The organism is Thioclava indica, assembly GCF_000714545.1.
GTDB classification, from domain to species: Bacteria; Pseudomonadota; Alphaproteobacteria; order Rhodobacterales; family Rhodobacteraceae; genus Thioclava; species Thioclava indica.
Genome location: NZ_AUNB01000043.1, coordinates 1 through 19,208 on the forward strand (window position 1 = coordinate 1; position 19,208 = coordinate 19,208).

Genomic DNA, 19,208 nt, shown 5'->3' on the forward strand with positions numbered 1-19,208 from the left:
TGTGGTCTTTGCCGAGGGTGACGCAGCGGATGCCAACGCGGATGAGTTCGTGTTCACGCCCAACACGCAATCGGTCGCAGCGGCCAATCTCAATGACGCACCGTTGGACGTGACCGCCGACGAGGTCGCCGCCGCGCCGGTGGATCTAGCTCCGGTCGATGCGGCTTCGGTCGACGATCTGCCTGACTTCGATGTTTCGCATTACTTCGGGCACCACTCTGGCTGGTCGCATTGGGGCGACCTCGCAAGCTGATCTGCCCGGCGCAGACAGCCGCAATCTGAAATCAGACGCGTCCGGCATAGCTTGCCGGGCGCGTTTTTCGATCTGTGGCGCTAGCCGCTTGATCGCCCTCTCTCTCCCCGTTCGATCTTCACGCCCTCCAATCGGCACTGCGGCGTATGCCGCCCTCGCCTTTTGCGCCTCTCAGGGATCAATCGGAGAAGGGAATCAGCCTTTCGGTGAATTTTCCCGCGCCGCAATCGCGCGCAGACTGTGTCGCGACAGGGCTGGAACCCGGCCGGGCACAAGGAAAGGCGTAATCTCATGGCAGACAATCAGATTGTCATTGAAAACCAGAAGCAAGGCACCGCCCGTGAAATTTGGGACGCCCCGGCCAGCAACCAGATCGAGGGGTTCGCAACCGATATCAGCGTCGACACCGGCGATGAAATTTCATTTAAAATCAATGTGAACGCTGCGGATGGCGTCGATATCCCCTATCATATCGAGATCTACCGACTTGGCTATTACGGCGGCGATGGGGCCACGCTGGTCACCACGATCAACGGGCTTGTCGGCACGGCCCAGCCCGACCCGATCACCGATGATCGCGGGCTGGTTGATGCCGGAAACTGGAGCGAATCGGCCTCGTGGCTGACACCCGAAACGGCTGTTTCTGGCGTCTACCTCGCCAAGCTGGTGCGCGATGACAACGGTGAGACGAACCAGATCCCGTTCATTTTGCGCGAGGATGACCTGCGCGCCGATGGCAGCCGCAGCGATATCGTGCTGCAGACCTCGGACACGACATGGCAGGCCTATAATGGCTGGGGCGGCAATAATGGCGAGATCGCGGGCAACTTCTATGGCGGCTATGACGATGCAGCCCCACCGCCCGAAGATGCCGGCCCGTTCGGCGCGGATCGCGCCTTTGCCGTGTCTTACAACCGCCCGTTTACGACGCGCGATGGAGGCGGCTATGCGTCGGGGGCGCAGGATTATGTGTTTGGCGCCGATTACGCGGCGATCTATTGGCTGGAAAAGAACGGCTACGACATCAGTTATATTTCCGGGGTCGATACGGACCGGCTTGGCCCAAGCGCATTGCTGGGACATGAGGCTTATATCTCGGTCGGGCATGACGAATATTGGTCGGGCGATCAGCGCGCCAATGTCGAGGCCGCGCGCGATGCAGGCGTGAACCTGCTATTCTGGGGCGGCAATGACGTTTACTGGAAAACCCGTTACGAGCCCAGCATCGACGGCAATGATACCGATTACCGCACGCTCATCACCTATAAGGAAACATGGGCGAATTACTCGCTTTCGGCGGGGCCGGATGATTACGCCAATATCGACCCTTCCAACGAGTGGACAGGCACGTGGCGCGATATGCGTTTCGTCGATGCGGTGGATGCACAGGGCAACCCGACGGCCGAGGGTGCGACCCCTGAAAATGCGCTGACGGGTCAGTTGTTCGTCGGCGATGGCGGCATTTCCGATGTCGGCCTTGATGTGCCGCAGGAACTGTCCGGGCTGCGGTTGTGGCGCGATACCTCGGTCGAGGGCGTGGGCGCGGATGATATCTCGCCTGCGATCATCGGCTATGAGTGGAACACCGTGCCAGATGACGAATATCGCCCCGCCGGGTTGATCTTGTTGTCGAGTACCGAGGTGGAATGGGACGAGATCCTTGTCGATCAGGGCAGCCGGACCACGCCGGGCACGGGCACGCATAGCCTGTCGCTTTATCGTGCGGCCAGCGGCGCACTGGTCTTTGGCGCAGGCACCGTGTTCTGGAGCTGGGGTCTAAGCAACGAGCATGACTCCTCACCCTATGGCGGCGAGCTGGAGAATACCGCGCTCAAACAATTCACCGTCAATCTGTTTGCCGATATGGGCATTCAGCCCGGCGTGTCCGATCTGGTGCTGGCCTCGCAAAGCTTGGTGCGCGCGACGCCTTCGACCGACACGGTGGCCGCGACCGCAACGCTTACCGACCTGCCCGAGGAAATCGTCGCCCTTGCGCCGTTTGTCATCTCGGGCACGGCAACAGATGATGACGGTGATCCGCTAACCGATGACGGGCAGGTCGCGATGGTCGAGGTTTCGTTCGACAATGGCGCGACGTGGCGGCCCGCCTCGGGCTACACGAACTGGACCTACGAGTGGACGCCCGCCGAAGTAGGTAGCTACCAGATCGTCGCACGCGCGATTGATGACAGCCTCAACATCCCCTCCTCGATCGGGCTGGCCAATGATGTGGTCACGGTCACCCCGGCCCCGCTGCCCGACACGTTCTCGCTGTTCAATGGTGCCGCGATCACCCCGAATGCGCTGAATGAAGGCGTCTCGCTAGAGCTGGGCATGCGCTTTGCCCCAACCCAAAGCGGCATCATCACCGAGCTGCATTATTTCCGCACGCTCACCGATTCCGACGATACCGACATACGCGATGGCCATTTGTGGGATGCCAGTGGCAACCTGCTGGCAACGGTGAACTTCACTTCGGCGCCCGGAGAAAGCGGCTGGCAGACGGCAACGCTAAGTGCTCCCGTCACGGTGATCGCGGGCACGACCTATACCGCTTCCTATCACACCGAGGACGCCTATGCCGCCACGGCAGGCTTTTTCACGCAGGATTTCAGCGATCCCTATGACCAGTTGACCGCGCCCAACGGGTTGAACGGTGTCTATGCCTACAGCGTCACGCCGGTGGTGCCCGAAGGGTCCTATGAGGCGACGAATTACTGGGTCGATGTGACCTACGAGATCGGCGTTCCCGATAACGCGGCCCCGGTTTTCACCAGTGATAGCAGCTTCAACATGGCCGAAAACCAGACCTTGGCTGCGATCCTTGCCGCAGATGATCCCGATGATGATCCACTGAGCTTCTCGATTGCGGGCGGGGCGGATGCGGGTTCGTTCTCGGTCGGCTCAAGCAACGGTGCGCTGTCTTTCCTGAATGCGCCTGATTATGAGGCCCCCGGCGATGCGGGCGCGGATAATGTCTATGACCTGATCGTCAGCGTCAGCGACGGCATCAACGACCCGGTCGAGCAGGCGATCCAGATCGCGGTGAGCGATGTAAATCCCGAGGTTCCTCCCTCTGCCGTTTATTCGCTGTTTGATGAGGGTGCGGTTTCGGCCAATGCGATCAACGATTCCTCGACTGTGGAATTGGGAGTGCGTTTCACCCCGACGCAAACCGGAACGATCAACGAGCTGCGCTATTTCCGCTCGGTTGGCGATTCCGGCGATACCGACCTGCGCGCCGGGCATCTTTGGGACGCCAATGGCAATCTGCTGGCCACGGCGCAGTTCGATTCAGCGCCGGGGGAAAGCGGTTGGCAGACGGCCGTGCTGTCCTCGCCAATCCTTGTGAGCGCGGGCCAGACCTATACCGCGTCGTATGGCACCGATGACAATTACGTCGGCTCGCAGGGCTATTTCGCGAGCGATATCACCGATGCGTCGGGCAATCTGACCGCGCCCGGCGTGGTTAATGGCGTCTACGCCTACGGCAGTACGCCGAGCGTCCCGACGGCAAGTTACAACTCGACCAATTACTGGGTCGATGTCGGCTTTGAACTGGGCGTGCCCGCCAATGACGCGCCTGTCATCTCCTCGCCCTCGGCCTTTTCCGCGGCGGAAAACCAACTGAGCGTCGGCACGGTGAGCGCCACGGATGGCGACGGCAATCTGCTAAGCTTTGCGATCGCGGGCGGGGCGGATGCGGCGCGCTTTGCGATCGATGCGCAAAGCGGCGCGCTCAGCTTTGTCTCTGCGCCGAATTTCGAGCTGCCCGCCGATGCGGGGGGCGACAATATCTATGACGTGACCGTCAGCGTCTCGGACGGTATCGCCAGCCCGGTCACGCAAGCGGTGCAGGTGAGTATCACCGATGTGGAACCCGAAACCGCCCCGACTTTCGCCACCCTCTTTGAGGCAAGCGACGCCCCTGCCAGCACGATTACAAGCGAGGCGACCGATTACGAGCTGGGCGTGAAGTTCACCGCAAATGCCGCAGGCGATGTCACCGATCTGCGCTATTATCGCGGCGCGGCGGATTCCGGGGACACCGATATCCGCACGCTCAATATCTGGGATGATAGCGGCGTCAATCTGGGTTCTGTCACGGTGCAATCCGATCCCGGCGAAAGCGGCTGGCAGGTCGGCGCGTTGACCACGCCGGTCGAGCTAACACCGGGGGCGACCTATGTGGCCTCTTACGGGACGACGCAAAACTATGTCGCGACCAACGGCTATTTCAACGCGAGCCATGACGGGACGGATGGGTTGCTGAGTGCTCCGGCGGGTGACAATGGCGTCTTCGCCGCCAATACCACTGGCATCTTTCCAACGCAAAGCTGGGCCTCTTCAAACTACTGGGTCGATGTCGGCTTCACCCCCGATCTGCCCGAGGACGAGTTCGTCTTTGCCGCTGAGTCTGCCCCGGCCGATACGGGCGACTTCCTATTCTGACGCACGACCGATGTAATTCGTGACGGCCCTCAAGCCGGGCCGTCAACGGACAGACGAATTTCGGCAAGATGCAGTTAGGATCGCGCTGACCAGCGAGCTGACGCGTAAGCAGGTGGCCGATGGCCTTGGCATGTCGACGCTGAATAAGTGGATCACACGACATCCATTGACCGACAGTGGTTTGCTTGCAAATTATGAGAGGGAGGCAGCGGGCGCAAAAGGGGGACTCCTCGACAGGGTTTTGGCCGTTCAGGACCGTCAGGTGGGAAAACGATCCCCCGGATCGTTTTCTGATCCACATTCCACTTTGCGACCAAAATCCACCTCCGTGTCAATGCAGTCGGCCTGCCCATGAGAACCGAGATCACGCCCGGTCAGACGTCCGATTACCTTGGGGTCGATTTGGTCATGGCTGACAATTTACCGGAGCCGAGCGTCCTGTTGGCCCCCTCTCACACATGCAAGCATGTGCTGTCGGGCAATGGACAGAGGCTATGATGCTGACAGAATTCGAAAAAAGATGGAGGCGCGGGACGTGCTCACCCAAATCCCAATGCGCAAATCACGCAAGATGCGCGTCGGTGTCGATCATTCGCTATATTCCTTGCGGAACTTGGTCGAGCGGTGCTTCAACAAGCTCAAAAATGCTCGCCGTATCGCAACCCGCTACGACAAAACCGCCGAGAGCTTCCTTGGCTTCATAGACATCACCTCAATCCGTCTCTGGGTTCGCCTTTTGTCAACATGACCTAGGATCTGAAGTGAAGACATGCTAAAATTTCTTTCCATCAAAGCGCATGAAATAGAAAGAAAAACAGACCATACACATGCGCAAATGCAAGCAAGCCCACGGGTAACCGCAGCCAGCGCGTTGCGAGTCCGCGTGACCTAAGTCGGAACGACCAAAAGAGAACGGCGTGTTTCCATCGATGAGACTTCAACGCATAAGCTGATGAATGGGCGTTCCCATTTCAACCCGCAACGAATCACGGAAAAGCGGTCAGCCACCAACTAATCGACACTGATCTTCACATATTTGAAATACACAGTCACCGCGCCCAGCGCTCTTGAGGCATGATCGTCTGGCCGCAGCAAAAATCTGCGCAATCAGTTTGTCCTGTCTGTTGCCTCTAAAGCCAGAACAGTCCAAGAGTTACCGCAATTAAAGCGATACCATTCGAGGACCAAATGGCTCCCAAAGCACTCATCACCGGCATCACTGGCCAAGACGGCTCTTATCTCGCGGAATTTCTCCTCGAAAAAGGCTATGAGGTTCATGGCATCAAGCGCCGCGCCTCCTCCCTCAACACGCAGCGGATTGATCACATCTACGAGGATCCGCACAGTAAGCACGCCAGCTTGAAGCTGCATTACGGCGATCTTTCAGATACCTCGAACCTGACCCGCCTGATCCGCGATATCGAGCCTGACGAGGTTTATAACCTCGGTGCGCAATCCCATGTTGCGGTCTCGTTTGAGGCCCCCGAATACACCGCTGACGTGGATGCCACAGGTACGCTGCGGCTGCTCGAAGCGATCCGTTTCCTCGGGCTTGAGAAGAAAACGCGCTTTTATCAGGCCTCCACATCGGAACTTTACGGACTTGTTCAAGAGACACCGCAGACCGAAACCACACCCTTCCATCCGCGCTCGCCCTATGCCGTGGCCAAGCTTTACGCTTATTGGATCGCCGTGAACTATCGCGAAGCCTACGGAATGTATGCCTGCAACGGCATCCTCTTTAACCACGAGTCCCCGCGGCGCGGTGAGACCTTTGTGACCCGCAAGATCACCCGCGGACTGTCCAATATCGCGATGGGCCTCGAGCCCTGCCTTTACATGGGCAACATCGACAGTCTTCGCGACTGGGGCCACGCGAAGGATTACGTTCGCATGCAGTGGATGATGCTGCAGCAGGAGGCTCCGGACGATTTCGTCATCGCCACCGGCAAGCAATATTCGGTGCGCGAGTTCATCACTTGGTCGGCGCGTGAACTCGGGATCGAGTTGGACTTCAAAGGCCAGGGCGTCGATGAAATCGCAACCGTCACCGCGATCACGGGCGACAAGGCCCCTGCCCTCAAACCCGGCGATGTCGTGATGCGGATTGACCCGCGCTACTTCCGCCCGGCCGAGGTTGAAACGCTTTTGGGGGATCCGAAAAAGGCGAAGGAAAAGCTTGGCTGGGTGCCCGAAATCACCGCCCAGGAGATGTGCGCGGAGATGGTTGCCGAGGATCACAAGGCCGCGCGGCGTCACGCGCTTCTCAAACAACATGGGCTGGACCTTCCGGTCTCTCTCGAAGGCTGAGGCCGTGCCAATGACCAAAATCTATATCGCAGGCCATCGCGGCATGGTGGGCGGCGCGATCCTGCGCCAACTCGACGCGCGGCGCAAAGCGGGTGAGCAGCTGGAACTGATCACGCGCACGCACAAGGAGCTTGATCTGACCGATCAGGCGGCGATGCGGGAGTTCATGCACACCGAGCGCCCGGATGTGGTGATCCTCGCCGCTGCCAAGGTCGGCGGGATTCACGCCAACAACACCTATCCGGCTGAGTTCATTTACGAAAACCTGATGATCGAGTGCAACGTGATCCATCAGGCGTTCGCAGCCGGGGTCACAAAGCTGCTGCAACTCGGCTCGTCTTGCATCTACCCCAAAGCTGCGCCGCAGCCGATGGCAGAGGATGCGCTGTTGACCGGTCCGCTGGAGCCGACAAACGAGCCCTACGCGATTGCAAAGATCGCCGGGATCAAGCTATGCGAGAGCTACAACCGTCAGCATGGCGTCGACTATCGCTCGGTGATGCCCACCAACCTTTACGGGCCGGGCGATAACTTTCATCCCGAGAACAGCCATGTTCTGCCCGCCCTAATTCGCCGCTTTCATGAGGCCGCTCGCGACGGGCTGGAAGAGGTTGCGATCTGGGGCTCGGGCACGCCGCGGCGCGAATTCTTGCATGTGGATGACATGGCCGAAGCGTCGCTTTTCGTGCTCGACCTTCCCAAAGAGCGCTATGACGCGAATACTCAGCCAATGCTGAGCCATATCAATGTCGGCTCCGGCACGGATATCTCAATCCTCGACCTCGCTCAAATGGTTGCAAAAATCACGGGTTTTAAGGGCAAGATCACCACCGATCCCAGCAAACCCGATGGCACGATGCGCAAACTGATGGATGTCAGCCGCCTTGGCACAATGGGCTGGCACGCGCGGATCGGCCTCGAAGACGGGATTGCCGAGAGCTATCGCTGGTTCCTCGAGAATTACGACACCGCCAGAACCTAAGAGAATTTCATGAGCAAAATGATCCGTCCCGTCCTCCTGTGCGGCGGCTCGGGCACGCGGCTTTGGCCGCTCTCGCGCAAATCCTACCCGAAGCAGTTCGTGAAACTGATGGGTGAGGAAAGCCTGTTTCAAGCGTCAGCAAAACGGCTTGCAGCTGATGGGTTTGCACCGCCTTCAATTATTACCGGATCAGATTTCCGGTTCGTCGTCGTTGAACAACTCGCAGCGCTGGAAATTGCGCCCGCCGATATCCTGATTGAACCCTCAGCGCGCAACACAGCCGCCGCGATCTGCGCCGGCGCACTCGTGCTAGAAGCGCGCACCCCCGGCGCATTGATGCTGATTGCCCCCTCTGATCATGTGATCCCGGATGCAGAACAGTTTCGTGCCGCGGTGGCCGCCGCTGCGCCTGCCGCCGAAGCAGGGCAACTCGTGACATTTGGCATCCGCCCCGACCGGCCGGAAACCGGATACGGATGGCTGGAGTTGAGCGAGGCACCAGATGCCAAGTTCTCTGCTCTGCCCCAACCGCTGAAATCCTTTGTCGAAAAGCCCGACCTTGCAACGGCGCAGAAACTGCTGTCAGGGGGAATGCATCTCTGGAATGCGGGGATCTTCCTGTTCTCGACCTCCGCAATTCTTGAGGCTTTCGCCCGTCACGCCCCGGATACGCTGGCACAATGCAAGCTGGCCGTTGAGGCTGCGCAACATGACCTTGGCTTCACCCGCCTCGCATCCGCGCCCTGGGACAAGCTTGACGACATCTCGATCGACTACGCGGTCATGGAACGCGCCGATAATCTGACCGTCGTGCCCTATGGCGGCGTTTGGTCTGACCTTGGCGATTGGCAGGCGGTCTGGCGTGAACAAACCCCGGACTCGGATGGCGTCGTCATAAGTGGCCCTGCGACCTCAATCGAGTGCAAGAACGCCCTCCTGCAATCAACCAGCGAGGCACAAGAACTTGTGGGGATTGGCCTTAAAGACATCATCGCCGTGGCAATGCCCGATGCTGTTCTTGTCGCCCATAAGGATCGCGCGCAGGAGGTCAAAAAGGCGGTTGCCGAACTCAAAGCCAAGGGTGCCACACAAGCGGACACCCACCCGCGCGATTTTCGCCCGTGGGGTTGGTATGAAAGCCTCGTTGTCGGGCGGCGTTTCCAAGTAAAACGTATCCACGTTCATCCCGGCGCGGCACTCTCGCTACAAAGCCACCACCACCGCTCAGAACACTGGATTGTCGTGCAAGGCACAGCAAAGGTGACGATAGACGAGACAGTTAAACTCGTCACGGAGAACCAATCGGTCTATATTCCCCTCGGCGCGGTGCATCGTATGGAAAACCCGGGCAAACTCCCCCTGACGCTGATCGAAGTGCAAACGGGCAGCTATCTGGGAGAAGACGACATCATCCGCTACGACGATATCTACGCTCGCGGACAAGGTGCAAAAGGGTAAATTGTTAAAGGTATTGAAGAGATTCATTGCTTAGACAGGATCAGCAAGTAAAAATACGCCGGGGTCCGATGACGGAATTTAGCGAAAACAACGCGTGGTATTTGGCGCAGATCAAGCCAAATTGCCAATCAATCGCCGAGCGCAACCTGCGCCAGCAAGGGTATCAGGTGTTCTTGCCCCTGATCCGCGAAACCATCCGGCGGCGCGGAAAATTTTCAAGCGCCCTTAGGCCGCTCTTTCCTGGCTATGTTTTCGTCGGCCTTGGTGCAGAGACGACAAACGCACGCGCAATCGGCTCGACATATGGCATCTCCAGCGTGGTAAGGTTTGGCGCATCCGCAGCACAGGTTCCATCCGGTCTGATCTGCCAGCTCAGACAGCGTTGCGATAGCGAGAACGCCCTAATACCGGATAATGCGTTTCAATCCGGCGATACGGTCAAGATTCAATCTGGGCCCTTTGCAGATTTCCTCGCTACGGTTGCTTCGCTACCGTCCGAGCAACGTGCATGGGTTCTGATCGATTTGATGGGCCGCGAAACGCGTGTCGCAGTTGAGCTCAACGCGCTCCACAAGGTGCCATAGGTATTGCTGACTTCGGCGGCTCCGCATTTGCTGCGCTTGAAACGCAACACCTAGCCACTCCCAGAAAGCACTTGCGCAGACGCACTATGTTCACCCGGCGCCCCTCCCCCTATAGGTAAGGCCAACGCATTTTGATCCGGCACCCCTTCACATGAAATTTTCGATCATCACCGCCGTCTACAATTCGCAAGCCACCGTCGGCGAGGCTATCGAGAGCGTCGGGCGACAAACCCATTCCGATCTTGAGCACCTCATCATCGAGGGGAAATCAAAGGACGGCTCGCTCGCCGCGATCGAGCGTGCCGCCCATGACCGGATGATCCTCGTCAGCGAGTCCGACAAGGGGATTTATGATGCGCTCAACAAGGGCGTAGCGAAGGCGTCCGGTGACATCGTTGGCTTCGTTCACAGCGACGACTTCCTCGCTCATGACGAGGTTCTCGCCCGCATCGCCACCGCTTTTGAAGATCCGCAGGTCGAGGCGGTCTTTTCCAATCTCGACTACGTCTCGCAAGCGGATACGACGAAGGTGGTCCGGCACTGGGCGACGGGTCCCTATAGCGCGGCGAAACTCAAACGCGGCTGGATGCCAGCCCACCCCACGCTCTATTTACGCCGTTCGGTCTATGACCGCATTGGCGGGTTTGACACGGGCTTTCGGATCGCGGCGGATTACGATTTTATCCTGCGCTATTTCTCGCAAATCCAAGGGCGGTCGGTCTATCTCCCGGAGGTGCTCTACAAGATGCGGCTTGGCGGCGTGAGCAATCGCAACCTCGCCAAAATCCGCGAGAAAATGGGCGAGGATCTGCGCGCGATACGGCGCAATCATGTGGGTGGGATTGTGACGCTTGCGAGCAAGAACCTCTCGAAGCTGGGGCAATTCGTCGAGCGCCAGAAGGCGTAAGCCCCCTACCCGTCTGCGGGTTTCGTTGTCACGCGAAATGGCACTCGTAAACTTTGCTTGCAGCAAAAGAAATTCCGCATAAATGCACTTTCTATAGGCGCGGCGCTCTGCTATCGCTCAAACTTGAACGATGTCTAATCTTCGGACAACCATCACGATTCTGACGACCCCCGGGCGCCCTAAAGGCAGATCTGGTGCGGTAGCCTGCCAAGCGATCAAAAACTGATGGCGGGGGCGCGTAGCAAGATGCAGGAAGATGTCCGCTTCCAAATCCTTCGTCTCCTCGAAGACAACCCGGAAATGTCACAACGCGATCTGGCGCGTGAAGTCGGGATCAGCACGGGCAGCGCGAATTATGTGCTCAAAGCGCTCATCGAAAAGGGCTTTGTGAAGCTCGGAAACTTTCGCGCGGCGCAAGACAAACGGCGCTACGCCTATGTGCTCACCCCTAGGGGCGCGGCGGAGAAAGCCGAGATCACGAAGCGGTTCCTAGCACGCAAGGTTGCGGAATATGAAGCGTTGAAGGCGGAGATCGCGCAGCTACGCGGTGAGATTGATGATGGCGATATGCGCCCTGCCGCAAAGCGTCGATAGTTTGCCTTATCGGTCGTTTAGGCATTCCATGCCGGATGATTACATGTCTCCTCGGCTACGCCTATCTGCTGACGCCGAAAGGCATGGCGGAAATTGAGGCACTTAGTGAGGAAACCATGACCCCACGCAATTCGTCAGTAAAAAGACCCGCTAAGTTTGCCTGAAGAATGCAGAATATGATCGGAAATCTCGAATTCGTTTTTGTGCATAGCTACAGCAGCAAGGCCGAGAATTGGGCCCAAGTTATGCTGGGCGACGACAGCAACAGCGGCCGATTGACCCGTGCCATCGCCTTAGCTGAAGAATTGAAGCTACCGCTATTAGCAAATGACGCGCTTGATGATGAAAACGCCCGATTGTTCGCCTCGCATGAAATTCCCAATCTCGGCACCGCACGAAACACAGCAGACGAAGTGCGCCTGGCACTTGAGTACAGCGATCGCAGGGCAATTCTCTTTGTAAGCTCGCCCGATCATTTGCCTCGGGTCGTCCGCGATGCACTCGTCCTTAGGGGCAATTCCTGCGTCTTCGCGTCTTCCGACGTGCCGTTCTCTGAGACAGGCGTCGAGGCGGTAGAAGTGCGCGAACCGGCGCACCTGAAATAATATATGTTTGAAAACGGAGAACGTTGAAATGCGGTGGTTGATTACAGGAGGTTGCGGCTTCATCGGGCGCGCACTGATCACGGAACTGTTGGCCAGTTCGAACGATCAAATCAGAGTCTATGACAACCTCTCGGTCGGAAGCAGAGACGACCTCGCTTCCACGACAGATTTCGTCGACCTTACCGAAGGTGCCGATCTGTCGGCGTGGGACCAAGGTCGCGTCACCTTAATCGAAGCTGACATACTCGACGCGGAAGGCACCCGCGCCGCAAGCATCGGAGCCGACGTTATTGTCCATCTCGCAGCCAATACCGGCGTTGCGCCATCGGTCGCCAACCCACACGAAGACTGCCGTACAAACGTCATCGGCACACTGAACATGCTTGAAGCTGCGCGCCACGCTGGAACCGCCCGCTTCGTTTTCGCGTCTTCGGGCGCACCGCTTGGGGTCCAGACACCGCCCCTTCATGAAGAGATGGCGCCACACCCTGCCTCGCCTTACGGAGCCTCGAAGTTGGCAGGTGAGGGGTATTGTTCCGCTTACTATCATTGCTTCGGCGTAGAAACCGTCGCGCTTCGCTTCGGGAATGTCTACGGCGAAGGCTCTGGCCATAAGAGTTCGGTCGTCGCAAAGTTCATCAAGCAGGCTTTGGCGGGTCAAAAGCTTGAAATCTATGGCGATGGAGCACAGACACGCGACTTCATCCACATCTCAGACCTAGTCGACGCCATTCGTCGTGCAGCGATAATCGAAGGCATTGGCGGTGAGTGCTTTCAAATCGCCACGGCCAAAGAGACCACGGTGCGTGAAATGACGAATGTATTGCTAACAGTTCTCGAAAGCGAAGGCGTGCGCCGCCCTGCAACTTTCCTCGGTCCACTACGCGACGGCGATGTTATGCGAAACTTCTCCGATACATCTAAGGCGCAGACCAAGCTTGGCTGGAAGGCTCGTGTAGAACTCGAGGAAGGCTTGCGCCTCACTGTGCGCCATTTCCTAGAGAAACCAAAACGCGAAAAACACGTTGATAAAGGAGTTTGACTAATGAAAGTTTTGATACTTGGTGGGGATGGATACCTCGGTTGGCCTACTGCAATGGATTTTGCGGCCGCAGGTCATGAGGTGGCCGTTGCAGACAATTATCTGCGCCGCCTCATTGCAGAGAAAACGGATAGCGAACCGCTCATTTCCACGCCGAGCTTGAGTGGTAGGGCTCGCCGTTTCCAAGAACTCTCTGGAAAACGCATTGACGTTCACATTGGTGACCTCGCGGATCCCGAGGTTATGTTTGACATCGTGCGGAAGGTTCAACCTGACACGATAGTCCATTATGCAGAACAACCTTCGGCTCCCTACTCGATGCGAGGTTTTTCAGAGGCGCGCGAGACCTTCAAGAATAATCTAGATGTCACGTTCAACTGTATCTGGGCTGTGAAAGAACTGGTGCCAGAATGCCATATCGTCAAACTGGGCACGATGGGTGAATACGGCACTCCTGATATTGATATCGAGGAGGGCTGGATTGAAATCGAACACAAGGGACGCAAGGATAAATTCCTATTCCCGCGTGCCGCAGGGTCACTCTATCACACAACCAAGGTTCTAGATACCGACCTTCTGTGGTTCTACGTTCGCACCTACGGCCTGCGCGTTACGGACCTGATGCAAGGTCCCGTGTACGGTATCTCGACGCCAGAAGCCGATCTTGATCCAGCATTGGTGCCGAACTTTAATTACGACGACATCTTTGGAACGGTGGTCAATCGTTTCCTTGTCCAAGCAGTCGCAGGAATCCCCCTAACGGTGTACGGCGGCGGTGGTCAAACCCGAGGATATCTTAACCTCCGCGATACGTTGCAATGCGTGCGGCTTGCGGCGGAACAACCTGCTGAAAAAGGTGAACTACGGATATTCAACCAGTTGACCGAAACCTTCACAGTGAACGAACTGGCTGAGCGCGTGAAGCAAACTGGCGACGCGCTTGGACTAAATGTGGAAATCAAGTCGATCCCGAATCCGCGCAAAGAAAAAGAAGAACATCACTATAACCCCGCCTATTCCGGCCTCATCGAACTTGGGCTGCAGCCCAACTACATGACGGAGGATGTTCTCGCTCAAATTATTGAACGTATCATCGCAAACAAAGATTCGATCGTTGCAGAACGGATCATGCCACGTGTGAGGTGGAACTGATGTTGACGAAATTTGAAGGGAAGACCGTTCTGGTCACCGGTGCCTGCGGAACGGTCGGCGCGGAGTTGGTGCGTCAATTGGTTAACGGGCCGACAGCGCACATCATCTGCATTGATAACAACGAAACCGAATTGTTTTTCCAACTCGAACAATATCAAAAATCCGGCAAGGTCACTGCTCATCTTGCTGACATCCGCGATGCTGATGCCTTGAAGCTTAGAATGCGTGGAGTCGATGTTGTTCTGCATGCCGCAGCGCTCAAGCATGTCGGTCTATGCGAAGACAGTCCCAATCAAGCGATCCACACCAATATCCAAGGCACGCAGAATGTCATCGACGCCGCGCTGTCGAACGGAGTGGAGCGGGTGATATTCACCTCGTCGGACAAGGCAGTAAACCCGACCAATGTGATGGGCACCTCCAAGCTTATGGGGGAGCGATTAATGACGGCGGCAGCGGAAACCTACGGCAAGCCGATCGGGCGGTCCGAGAACGGTCCTGGCACGATCTTCGCCTCGACCCGCTTCGGCAACGTGCTCGGCTCGCGCGGCTCGGTAGTGCCGCTCTTCAAGCGCCAGATTGAGGCCGGTGGACCAATCACCTTGACCGACCGCCAAATGACGCGTTTCATAATGACGCTGGAGAAGGCCACCGCGCTTGTGCTGGATTCTGTCTGGCTTGCCAAGGGCGGCGAAGTGATGGTGACAAAGATGCCAATCGCCCGGATTGAGGACATCGCGGAGGTGATGCGCGCACGGCTCGGTGGCGGGCGCGAGATCGATATCAGAGAGATCGGCGCGAAGCCCGGTGAGAAGATGTATGAGGAACTGATGAACGACGAGGAGGTCCGGCGCACCTATGAATACGGGGATTTCTTCGTCGTGACTTCGGCCTTCGCAGATATGTCTTCGGAGCAATATGCTCATCTGTTGGATTGTCCTCGCACCGACCGGCCCTATCACTCATCGCTCGAGCCCGCGATGGGTCGGAAAGAGCTGGAAACCTATCTAGTCGAGAAGGGCGTAATAGGGTGACCTTGCCTGGTCTCTCGCGCTTTCCCGGCCGGGCCCTCGCGGCCCGGCACAAGGCATATGTCCGCGCTTTTTCAAGTCTAGCACCTTATTATCTCGTGAATGAGTTTCCAAAATCCGGCGGGACGTGGCTGGCACAAATGCTGTCTGACGCGCTGGAATTGCCATTTCGGCGTAATACGCCCTTTCGCTTCGAAAGCGCTGTGACGCATGGACATTTTCTCAATCCGCTAGGGCTGACGAATGTCGTAGTGATCTGGCGTGATCCGCGCGATCTTCTCGTATCATTCTACTACCACTGCTACTTCATAAACGAACACCAAAACGCGGACCTCGTGGCGATGATGAAGGCCAAGAAACCATTCAAACATTATGAGGATATTCGTGCCAACCTTCCCGCCTTTATCCGTTTCCTCACCAAAAAGCCGGTGTCTCCAGACTTCACGTGGGTTCAGTTCGCTCAAATGTGGAACGGGCGCCCAGGCGTTGTGCAGACCAGCTACGAGGCGCTGCGCACTGACACCGCTGGCGAACTGAGGCGAGTGGCGAAAGCCTTGACTGGCCGCCCGTTGCCCCCCATGCGCGCGGCGCAGGTAGTGGAAACCCACACCTTTGCTCGCGCCAAGGCTGCAGCCGAGGACAAGCGGCCCAAAAGCGTCGAGAAATCCTTCATCCGTGAGGGCGCACTCGGCGTCTGGCGCAAGCACTTTACCCCTGAAGCCGAGGCTGCACTGGACGCCGGAGGTTATACGGTGCCGATGGCGCGACTGGGGTATGTGCCTGAAGGAGCGGCGCGTCCATGATCGGCCGAGCCGCTATTGGCAGCGGGGCACTGCGGGTCCTGAACGCAGGGTTGGGCTTTACCACTGCCGTCGTCCTTGCCCGCTCGCTAGGACCGCACGACTATGGTCTATACACAACAGCCCTCGTCTTCGCCTCGACACTTGCCATCATCGTGCAATTCGGGTTGCCGAATTTTATCATGCGCGAGACAGCTGCCGCGGCGGTAGATGACGACGGCCCACGCATGGCGGCCATCTGGATATGGGCAACCCGCAACGCGCTGCTGCTTTCCGTGGCGGTGATGCTGCTGGGGGGAATGTCTGTCGCTTACGTCAAGCATAACGCTCCCATAGCAGAGCTGCTGACCTATGCCTTGGCTATCGCATTCATTCCGCTCACCGCACTCGGCGCCCTGAGGGCCGGGGCGCTGAGAGGACTTCGGCACGTCGTTCTTGCACAACTCCCCGAGCAGGCGGTCAAACCGGGCCTGATGCTGCTCATGGCCCTCGCCCTCGGCACGCTTCTGCCCGCGCAACCCGGCGTGGCCATGGCCATGCAGTTCGTCGCCGTGACGCTCGCCTTCTTGGTCGGAGCCGCCCTGCTTCGGCTCAAGCGGCCCGAGGGGGCGCTGCCATCGGCATTCCCGATCCGCTATCTCGCCACGCCTTCGCTCCGGGTCGCTGCATCCTTTGCACTGGTCGCGGGCGCAACCCGCATCAATCAATATGCCGACATTCTCACCCTCAGCGCCTTTCGTAGCCCCGCAGAAGTGGGTGTCTATCGCGCCATCTGGCAGACATCGCTGTTGATCGCCTTCGGCAGTGGCATCGCGACCATGATTTTCCCGCCACTGTTCGCCCGCTACCACGCCCAGGGCGACAGGGTGGCCCTGCGCGTCACGCTGCGCAAGGCGCGACTAATGGGCACGGCGGCCGCCTTGCCGCCGGTGCTGGCCTTGCTGTTCCTCGGGGACTCCGTGGTCGGAAAGCTGTTCGGACCAGCTTTCTTCGACGGTCTCATGGCACTGAAGATCCTCGCCGTTATGCAGTTGGCGAACGCCATTGCTGGGCCGCTGGGCGCCTATCTGAGCATGACCGGCCGCGAGGTGATCTCGGCCCGGCTTCACCTGGTCGCAGCGGGGGTGAACATCGTATTGAATATCGCGCTCGTGCCGTCTCTCGGCATGACCGGGGCAGCATTGGCGACACTGATTTCGTATGTTCTTTTAAATCTAACACTTGTACTGTGTCTAAAGTTTAGGTCTTTACAGGGTGAAAAGCTTGGACGGGAAGCGTAGCAATGCTCAGCGCTAGGATTGAACGGGCACGCAGTCATGTCCTGAATGCTTTGGTACGCTTTCTCTATCTGACGCTTGTGGTGTCATCGGTGATATCGCTTGGCACCTTCTTTTCAGGCATTCCAATATATCTTCCCTATATCCCAGCGGTGCTGCTTATTGCTGGACTTTCTTCGGTATTCATCGTCAATCCAACGATTCAAATTTCAAGGGGGGAAGATACTTGTGTTTTGATTATCGCGGTTCTTCCATTGTTTTTCTCAAACTTCGCCATTTATCCTGATGCTGCATTAGCAGATTCTATTGTTTTTTTGTATTTTGGGGTTATCTATTTTGCCACCAAATATCTCCTGCGTATTGGGCTTTTGACAGCAGTTTGTCTGCTTAGGTATTTGGGAATAGTTTTCTTCATTTTGGTGTCAATTGGGTTGTTACAGGTGGCAACTCGTTCCCCGATCGGACTGGTCTCATTATATGTTGGAAGTAGTGATCAAATCGTAGCCTCCTACGACGGTGCCTTTCGAGTAAGTGGGACACTTGTCAGCCCGAACGTCTTCGGCAACATTCTAGCCTTACTCTTCCCTGTTGGGTTTTGGGTGTTGCGACGTCAGTTTGGTAGGAAAAATATGGTAGCGATATCCGTGTTGCTTGTGGCAGTTGTGGCCACCGATATTCTATATTCTGGGTCTCGAGCGGCATTTCTCTTTCTTTCCGTTTCATTTGCTTCGACCTATATTGTCTGGCTAAGAGTCGACAGAAGCGTGAAGAATAAATGGCTTTCAGCGCTCGTTCTAGTCCTAACGTTACTGGCCGTCTCTACCCTCGTTTTAATGCCGAGTGAGGGGGCGAACACTATTCTGGATCGTCTCACAATGACTACCGGGTCGGGCCGAATTTCTATGTACTACGGGGCGCTTAATTTGTTGCAGAACCCAAAGATACTTATCGTTGGGTCGGGGGCCGGACAGTTTTTCCGTGAGGTGGCGCACGTGGGCATACACATAGACTATAAAAATTGGGTGAACTACAATGATTTGCATTCCTCTGTACATAACTGGATGCTTCAATCGGTTACCGAGAATGGCATCATATATTTTTTTGCGTGGATCTTTTTTTTGGTAATTCTTTTTCGAAGGGCACTATATCTGAAGAGGGTCAATGATGATTGGTTTACGTTCATCATTGGCCTAAACTTGATGCTCCTGTATTTGCTTCCACTCCAATTTGACACATCCATGAATAATCCGTCCATTCTGACAATTGTTGCGGTGTGTGCCGCCCTAATAAGTCACAGAGCACGGATTGCTGCCAAAGACGCGAGACAGATGCGATGAACACTATAATTCTCGTGATCGGACATGTCGAGAACGCCCCCAACCAGGTACGTTATCAACGCATTCGGGCCTTAGCGTCGCATTGCCGCCTTTACGTCGTGACGCCGGATCCCCTTCCGCAGGCGCTGCGCGAGGTTGTGCAGGAGGTTCATCTCGTCTCCGGTTTCTTTGCGGTCTGATCCAAGAGCCTTGCGCTCGCCCGGCAGCTGTCACTTCAGGGCGACATAGTCGTCCATACCGTCTATGCTCCGCGCCTTCTGATCGCGGGGTTTCTGTGCAGGCTGCGGGTAGGTGGGCGTTGGGTCTACGATCTCTATGACCATCCATCGTTGACATGGAGTACAAGCCGCGGGCTCCGTCGAATTGCGAAGCGGTTGATGTGGACCGTCGCGGCGCGGCTGGTCCGGCGCGCGGATGTCTGGAT

The 19,208-nt window shown here is 57.2% G+C and carries 15 protein-coding genes and 2 pseudogenes; all 17 read left to right on the forward strand.

Annotation, left to right across the window (positions count from 1 at the left end; translation table 11 throughout):
- Positions 1 to 253: hypothetical protein (locus tag DT23_RS19740; protein WP_038131937.1), on the forward strand; the 253-nt coding region annotated here is incomplete at its 5' end.
- Positions 254 to 544: 291 nt separating this feature from the next.
- Complete coding sequence (locus DT23_RS13195) at positions 545 to 4,705, forward strand: DUF4082 domain-containing protein (RefSeq protein ID WP_081847175.1); 4,161 nt, start codon at positions 545 to 547, stop codon at positions 4,703 to 4,705.
- Between the two features lie 19 nt (positions 4,706 to 4,724).
- Positions 4,725 to 4,880, forward strand: a pseudogene (locus DT23_RS20400) (transposase); the annotation flags it as partial.
- 131 nt (positions 4,881 to 5,011) lie between these two features.
- A pseudogene (locus DT23_RS13200) lies at positions 5,012 to 5,453 on the forward strand (IS5 family transposase); the annotation flags it as partial.
- Positions 5,454 to 5,893: 440 nt separating this feature from the next.
- A complete protein-coding gene (gene gmd / locus DT23_RS13205; protein ID WP_038131938.1) occupies positions 5,894 to 7,015 on the forward strand; it encodes a GDP-mannose 4,6-dehydratase in 1,122 nt (373 codons plus the stop codon).
- 10 nt (positions 7,016 to 7,025) lie between these two features.
- Positions 7,026 to 7,997, forward strand: coding sequence for a GDP-L-fucose synthase (gene fcl / locus DT23_RS13210; RefSeq protein WP_038131941.1), 972 nt, complete (start codon positions 7,026 to 7,028; stop codon positions 7,995 to 7,997).
- 18 nt (positions 7,998 to 8,015) lie between these two features.
- Positions 8,016 to 9,455 carry a mannose-1-phosphate guanylyltransferase/mannose-6-phosphate isomerase gene (locus tag DT23_RS13215; protein ID WP_164492079.1) on the forward strand — a complete coding sequence of 480 codons (1,440 nt, stop codon included), beginning with the start codon at positions 8,016 to 8,018 and terminating at the stop codon, positions 9,453 to 9,455.
- Positions 9,456 to 9,481: 26 nt separating this feature from the next.
- Positions 9,482 to 10,039: a transcription termination/antitermination protein NusG gene (nusG, locus tag DT23_RS13220; protein WP_240473619.1), complete on the forward strand. Its 558-nt coding sequence runs from the start codon at positions 9,482 to 9,484 to the stop codon at positions 10,037 to 10,039.
- Between the two features lie 151 nt (positions 10,040 to 10,190).
- A complete protein-coding gene (locus tag DT23_RS13225) occupies positions 10,191 to 10,946 on the forward strand; it encodes a glycosyltransferase family 2 protein (RefSeq protein WP_038131948.1) in 756 nt (251 codons plus the stop codon).
- Between the two features lie 246 nt (positions 10,947 to 11,192).
- Positions 11,193 to 11,540, forward strand: coding sequence for a MarR family EPS-associated transcriptional regulator (locus tag DT23_RS13230; RefSeq protein WP_338064224.1), 348 nt, complete (start codon positions 11,193 to 11,195; stop codon positions 11,538 to 11,540).
- Positions 11,541 to 11,716: 176 nt separating this feature from the next.
- Positions 11,717 to 12,145, forward strand: a complete 429-nt coding sequence (locus tag DT23_RS18680) for a YdcF family protein (protein ID WP_156023948.1) — start codon at positions 11,717 to 11,719, stop codon at positions 12,143 to 12,145.
- 28 nt (positions 12,146 to 12,173) lie between these two features.
- Entirely contained in the window at positions 12,174 to 13,187 is a 1,014-nt protein-coding gene (locus DT23_RS13240) for an NAD-dependent epimerase/dehydratase family protein (RefSeq protein WP_038131954.1), read from the forward strand.
- Positions 13,188 to 13,190: 3 nt separating this feature from the next.
- A complete protein-coding gene (locus DT23_RS13245; protein ID WP_038131956.1) occupies positions 13,191 to 14,339 on the forward strand; it encodes an NAD-dependent epimerase/dehydratase family protein in 1,149 nt (382 codons plus the stop codon).
- Entirely contained in the window at positions 14,339 to 15,373 is a 1,035-nt protein-coding gene (locus tag DT23_RS13250) for an SDR family NAD(P)-dependent oxidoreductase (RefSeq protein WP_038131958.1), read from the forward strand. The genes DT23_RS13245 and DT23_RS13250 overlap by 1 nt, the downstream gene beginning before the upstream one ends.
- A complete protein-coding gene (locus tag DT23_RS13255) occupies positions 15,370 to 16,173 on the forward strand; it encodes a sulfotransferase domain-containing protein (RefSeq protein ID WP_156023949.1) in 804 nt (267 codons plus the stop codon). Before DT23_RS13250 ends, DT23_RS13255 begins: the two co-directional genes overlap by 4 nt.
- Positions 16,170 to 17,450 (forward strand): oligosaccharide flippase family protein, encoded by a 1,281-nt coding sequence (locus tag DT23_RS13260; protein WP_038131961.1) that lies wholly within the window; start codon positions 16,170 to 16,172, stop codon positions 17,448 to 17,450. Before DT23_RS13255 ends, DT23_RS13260 begins: the two co-directional genes overlap by 4 nt.
- Before the next feature lie 2 nt (positions 17,451 to 17,452).
- Positions 17,453 to 18,784, forward strand: a complete 1,332-nt coding sequence (locus DT23_RS13265; RefSeq protein ID WP_038131963.1) for an O-antigen ligase family protein — start codon at positions 17,453 to 17,455, stop codon at positions 18,782 to 18,784.
- Positions 18,785 to 19,208: the final 424 nt, after the last annotated feature.